The 6,030-nt window shown below is 47.9% G+C and carries 4 protein-coding genes; all 4 read right to left on the minus strand.

The features are described 5' to 3' along the window. Window positions 1-231 precede the first annotated feature (231 nt). Complete coding sequence (ltrA, locus tag QZQ29_RS08580) at window positions 232-1,629, minus strand: group II intron reverse transcriptase/maturase (RefSeq protein WP_296962349.1); 1,398 nt, start codon at window positions 1,627-1,629, stop codon at window positions 232-234. Between the two features lie 844 nt (window positions 1,630-2,473). Next, window positions 2,474-2,617, minus strand: a complete 144-nt coding sequence (locus QZQ29_RS08585; RefSeq protein WP_296962343.1) for a hypothetical protein — start codon at window positions 2,615-2,617, stop codon at window positions 2,474-2,476. A gap of 72 nt (window positions 2,618-2,689) precedes the next feature. Further along, a complete protein-coding gene (locus tag QZQ29_RS08590) occupies window positions 2,690-3,691 on the minus strand; it encodes a hypothetical protein (protein ID WP_296962345.1) in 1,002 nt (333 codons plus the stop codon). Between the two features lie 90 nt (window positions 3,692-3,781). After that, window positions 3,782-5,128: an S-layer homology domain-containing protein gene (locus QZQ29_RS08595; RefSeq protein WP_296962347.1), complete on the minus strand. Its 1,347-nt coding sequence runs from the start codon at window positions 5,126-5,128 to the stop codon at window positions 3,782-3,784. Window positions 5,129-6,030: the final 902 nt, after the last annotated feature.

Here is a 6,030-nt window from a genome sequence, read left to right on the forward strand (position 1 = left end):
ATCTCTCGTTTCCCCTTGAGGGGAACGCCACGTAGTGGCAAAGGGTGTACGAGGTCAAGCACCGATGTGACACTCCATTGCCAATCTGCCCGCCAAGCGGCGGTCTGCTCTGCTTTGGCGTTTCATTTCTTTGCTTACCTTTATACCAGATTGGCCACCTGCGGTGGTCAATCGAGTAGAGATTATTCATCCCTCTCACACCACCGTACGTACCGTTCGGTATACGGCGGTTCAATTCTTTGGGCAGATTATCATTTCATAGCATTGTTTTAGGCCGACGAATCCAGCTTTCTCCAGTATCCTGTTTGTTACTGAGGTCGTCATTACTTGGCTATGTGCTATGCGCCAATATCCTTTTTGACTCTTTCCCCACTTGAATGCAAGTTTCCATGGGACATGTAATCGAAGCAGGCTATCTATCCGAGTGGATACATTTTTCCACTGCTTCCATATACACATTCGTATACGAGACCTTACCCAACCATCGAGACTTTCTGCTATCCATTTCAAGTCCGCTATTCCATAATAGCCAACCCATCCACGGTTATATTCCGTCGTCTTCCGGATAACTTCTCGTGCTCCTTTTCCTTGGTTGCGGCTTGTCAGGCCCTTCAGCTTCCTTTTCAACTTTGCTAGTGATTTGGGATGTGGAAGCAGTTTCACTTCCTTTTCCTTCTTCGTAACAGAGAATCCAAGAAATTTAAAGTCCGGCGTTTTATAGATGCTGATTGCTTTGCTCTTTTCTCTGTTCACCTTAAGCTTTCGCTTGGTTTCCAGGTATTCAGTACTGTTTCTCAGCAGTCTTTCTGCCGCCCTTTGGCTTTTAGCAAGTATGAGGATGTCATCAGCGTATCTTACAATACGCACGCCTCTTCCCTCAAATTCTTTATCGAATGGAGTCAAATAGATATTTGCCAGCAGTGGAGAAAGGTTGCCCCCTTGTGGCGAGCCTTCTTCCGTGCGTTGTTTCAATCCCCTTATCATGACTCCGCTTTTCAGAAATTTCTTGATGAGGTCAATGACTCTCTTGTCAGAAATATCCTGTCTCAGCATGTTCATCAGCAGTTCATGGTTAATTGTGTCGAAGTATTTGGAAAGGTCGAGTACGCATGCGTATTCATATCCTTCCTGTACACTTCGCTTTACTACTTCCATGGCCTGTTGGGCTCCTCTATGGAGCCGATATGCAAAACTGCATTCCGCAAATTTGCACTCATAAAAGGGCATAAGGACTTGAGCGGTCGCCTGTTGCAATACTCTGTCTTTAACGACGGGTATTCCAAGCTTCCGTTTTCCTCCTTTGTTGTCCTTCGGAATTTCTACTCGGCGCACAGGGAGTGGCTTGTAGGTTCCATTCAGGATACTTGCAATCCATTCCTCTCCATGCTCTGCATACCAATCGGGATACTCCTTCACAGTCATATTGTCTATGCCGGGTGCCCCGTTATTGGCTTTTACTCGCTGGTAGGCATCGTAGAGATTACTTCTGTCCACAATGCGTTCCAGTGTGATTCTGCTTGCCATTTCTTCCATTTCCCGAGGACCGTGCTCAACGCTCCTTGTTGTATCTTCGTCAGTTCCACTATTTTCCAACCGGTAGCCAGTTTGCAAACTGTATTCTGTTTTCATCACACGTTCCTCCTTTCATGATTTACTTTGGCCGGAATTGTTCAGTCCTTCCCGCTTTCGCGGTACTATGACCTCTGCTGACTTCTCATGATAAATCTTTTTCAACCGTCTCCACTCGGTCCAGATATACGACCTATCACTGCTTTGACGTCCATGAGACCTCCCCGGGTAAGAATGTAATCTTTCGCCTCATCTATCCGCTTCATTTACAAAGCCTGGCCAAGACCATCGTTGGACTTCAGCATAAGGGGCTGCCTCATCCTGCCGGACTCTGCCTTCCTATGAAGTTTCTCTTCGTCGGACCAAGGTTTTGCCTCCGGCTTCCTTCAGACCCCACCTCACGATGGACCCCTTGCCATTGGCTGAGTGCTTGTTATGGTCATACCGCACAAGGGACTTTCACCCATTAGATTACACCCATGCCGGGCGCACCCCCTTATCCGGCTGCGCCGGACTTTCCCCTATTCAGGGGACAGAATAAACCGCAGATAAGCCGTTACCTCATAAGTACCACAAAGCATAGCGGCGGTAAAAGTTCCCCCTCCCGGGGAAAGGTGGTGCGTCAGCACCAAAAGGGGTGCATTTCCCACGGGCCGAAGGCCCGGTCGTGAAGGTTTTCCCTCTGTAACTGATATAAGCTCAAATTGCCCGAAATGCCCAGCACCCATAGTGCCCCCAGCGATGCAGGGCGAAAGATTCAGCTCCCAAGCCCCTTTCCGACCAAAAAAAGAACCCCCGAAGGAGTTCTTTTTCCATTCCTTATTAATTATTTAAGAAGCCTCATGACGAAGCAGTGTACAAAAATTCTTATAAAAGCAGACTCTACGAATGAATCAGTGCTTCCCTAAACTGACAGATGATTTTCCTCTGCCACCTTCTTTATATCTTCTTCCGAACATCCTGTTGCTTTCTTGATGAAATCCATGCCCATATGCATCCGCAGAAGGTTCAGCACAATCTGGTTGCTGGTTTCTATTTTACCTTCCAAAATTCCACTTTCTCTCCCTCTTACATATACTCCTACGCTCAGGTTGCACATGGTACTCACCAGCCTTTTCCGTTATACCGGCAGATGATTTTCCTCTGCCAGTTTCTTGATATCTTCTTCTGAACGTCCTGTAGCTTTCTTGATGAAATCCATGCCCATATGCATCTGCAGAAGGTTCAGTACAATCTGGTTACTTGTTTTTTCCATTCCGCTCTTTTCTCCCTTTACAAATCCAATCTGTTCGCCACTTTCTCTCCCTCTTACATATACTCCTACACTCAAATTGCACATGGTACTCACCAGCCTTTCTTCGTTTTCATTTAAATCAATATCGTAATGTTCAATCAGTTCCGCCTTTTTCCTGCTGGCATCGTCTTCTGATACGAAGAGTTCGCCCAGGAGGTTCAGGAGACGGTTTTCCATATCCGCCCGGGCGTGGGCCACGTAAACCATGACCACCTGCTGCAGGTCGTAGTTTTCTTTTTCATCCAGGATATTTCCATATTCCGGCTCTTCCTGCATGCGGTATCGAGTGATGCCGCCTCTGTCATCAGGCGCGTCCATGCAGAGCCATATGCTGTAGACCTTCTTGATTTTCCCATACTGTGCCTTGTCAAAGTCCACGCCGTACTGGGAAGAAATGAGGCGGCTCACATAGTACATGGCCCGTTTCAGGAGCGGATAGTATGTGTGCCGGCTCCTTTGGGCTTCGATGTTAATAATGAGCTGCACCAGTTCATTACGGGGCGTGATGGCACGGAAACGGATGTCGAAGGTAACTTTTCCTTCCGTGACGCTGGTATCTTCTGTCCTTTCGCCTGAAATCCTGTCGGCACCAATCTTGCCAGCTGCATTGGTCTCATCGGGAAGCGCCGGCACCGATGCTGTTTCCGGTATACCTATGATATAGCGGTCCCGAATGTCGGCAATGGAACAGTCTTTGAATTCTTCCACGCAGTATTTCAGAATCCAGGCCAATATCTTTTTACTGGAAAGCAGCTTCTTCGCCGCTGCATCATATTCGGGATTTTTACCAGCCAGATAGACGTCGTCTATGGTGTCGTAGTCCATCACACCACCTCCTTTACCTTCATTTTATCATAAGATTTTGAAAAGAAAAGCCAATAAAAAAAGAACCCCCGAAGGAGTTCTTTTTTCATTCCATTAGAATGCGTAGTTCAGTTCGATGCCCCAGGTGTCGTCGGGATCGTCTACATGCTGTCCATCAACGCCGGATGCTTTGGCTGCGAAGTTGTAGTAAGCGTCCAGTTCTACGCCTTTCTGGAGTGCTACGCCTGCGCGGGCTACCCAGAAGTGAATGTCTGCATTCTTATCATATCCATAGTCCAGCTGGTCGGTGAGGTCCAGGGCGGAGTTGCCGAGAAGCATAGCGCCATAGTCAGATTTCACATAGTGAACGCCCAGCTGCCAGGTGCCTGGTTTGTCGGTGTCCACAGCGCCGTAGGTGAGGCCTGCGGTCCAGAGGTTGGCATGTCCGTTTCCTTTGTTCAGTTTTGTCTGAACGAAGTCGCCGTCAAGGTTGAAGTTGCCACCCAGATCAACGGTGGTGCCTGCGCCCCATGCATGGGCTTTCGGGCTGTGGTATTCAATACCCTGTTTCCCGTTAGCTTTGTGGGTGTTAGCCAAATAGAAAGCAGAGAGGTCTGCGCGGTCATTGAAGTGGCCGGTCAGTTTGCCATACCATGCTTCAGTGGAAGCTCTGTCTTTCCACATGCCGCCTTCGCCATCCTCAGCCACTTCATTTCCAGCATCCTTGAAACGGCCATAGCCTGCTTCTACGCCGATTTTGCCGTTGTCCCAGGCTGCATTGACGCCGTCGAATACGCCATCTTCATCCCAGAAGGTGCCGGTCTGATCAAGGGCTACACCGAAGCGACCGATGTTGACGGTGGTCTTTTCGTTTGGTGTCCACTGGGAGTAGATGCGGTCCATGGTGGTGTCACCGTCATCATCTTCAGCATTCTTGAAGTACATATTGGTAACAAAGCGGCCATTGACGGTAACCTGGTCATTGACCTGAGCCTTTACGTTCAGACGCATACGGCCTGTCCATGCATCATCATGTTCCTTTGCATAAACGCCGTTATCCTCATCAGATTTCAGGTTGTGCTGGTACTGCATACGGGCATCGCCGGACCAGTAAATGTTGCCCACTTTCTTTTCCAGGTTGGAAACGCGAACGCCCAGGTTAGCCAGTTCGTCAGCGTATTCGCCAGCCAGTTTGTCCAGGGTTGCACGCTGCTCAGCGTTCAGCTGGTCTTCTTTTGCCATGAGGCGGGCAATGATCTGAGCCAGTTCATAACGGGTAATGTTTCTTTCCCCTTTGAAGGTGCCGTCCGGATAGCCTTCTACCACTCCCTGGTCGGAGAGGTCGGATACTGCCTGGTAAGCCCAGTCATCGGTGGAAACATCGGAGAACGGATTGGCTGCGAAGGCGGAAACGCCGGCAGTCAGTGCAGCTGCAGCTGCGATGGCAAGAATCTTTTTCATAGTTCTTTGCTCCTTATAAAAACAGATATAAGTCCTGAGCCCATGGAAAATCATGAAAAAGATTGTCTGCGCGAGTGACCGTGTTTCCTCTGCTCCTCTTTTTCTTTCCTTTCCCGCCCGGAAGGCAGGACTCCTTCGGGACAACATCATTATATCACTATTATTAGAAATTAACAAATTTTCTTTGTATTTTATATTACAAAATTATTCTATAATATTTGACAAATTATATGGAATTCTCATCAAATGAGAAAGAGATTTTTAAATATATATTCTCAAATAGAATGGACCTATGACTTTTTATCGGATAATTTCGACGATTTCTCTTTCGGCCTTTTCTTCATTTTGAGAATAGTTTTCTTCTATGCAGTCTATTTGAGAATGGTTTTCTCTATTTCAGACAGTCAAATTCTTTTCACAAAGGGGCAATTTCCCTGCCTATACTACATGCCGGCTTGCCTCTCCCGCCTTCCTGCTGGCAGGTATTTACTATCATTGCCGTCACTAGCTTCATGCACCGAGATTCTTCACTTCGTTCAGAATGACGATCCCGGCAGGAAGGCTCCATGGTGCCAGGCGTCTGCCTTCTTTCCCCTGCACCAATGACACCAATGCAGCACCGCTCCCCTGTCATTTCGAGCGGAGGGCAGCGCCAAAATGATGAAATCGTTTCACGAAGTGAGTGAAACGGAGTCGAGAAATCTCCCTCCCCTATGCTGCCCGCTGGCTTCGCCTCTCCCGCCTTCCTGCCGACAGGTATTTACCATCATTGCCGTCACTAGGGAAGCACTGATTAATTCGCAGAATCAAATTTCATATGAATTTTTATCCAATGCTGCGTCATAAGTCTCCTTAAATAGCTCGCTATTCGCGTCGACTTATTCCTTGCATTGGATAAAAAT

This window comes from uncultured Dialister sp. (assembly GCF_900538805.1).
Taxonomy (GTDB): domain Bacteria; phylum Bacillota; class Negativicutes; order Veillonellales; family Dialisteraceae; genus Dialister.

What these genes read in the sequence shown, in the direction of transcription:
- QZQ29_RS08595 (WP_296962347.1), bottom strand. Translation starts at nt 5,128, where the DNA reads ATGAAAAAGATTCTTGCCATCGCAGCTGCAGCTGCACTGACTGCCGGC.
- ltrA (WP_296962349.1), bottom strand. Translation starts at nt 1,629, where the DNA reads ATGAAAACAGAATACAGTTTGCAAACTGGCTACCGGTTGGAAAATAGT.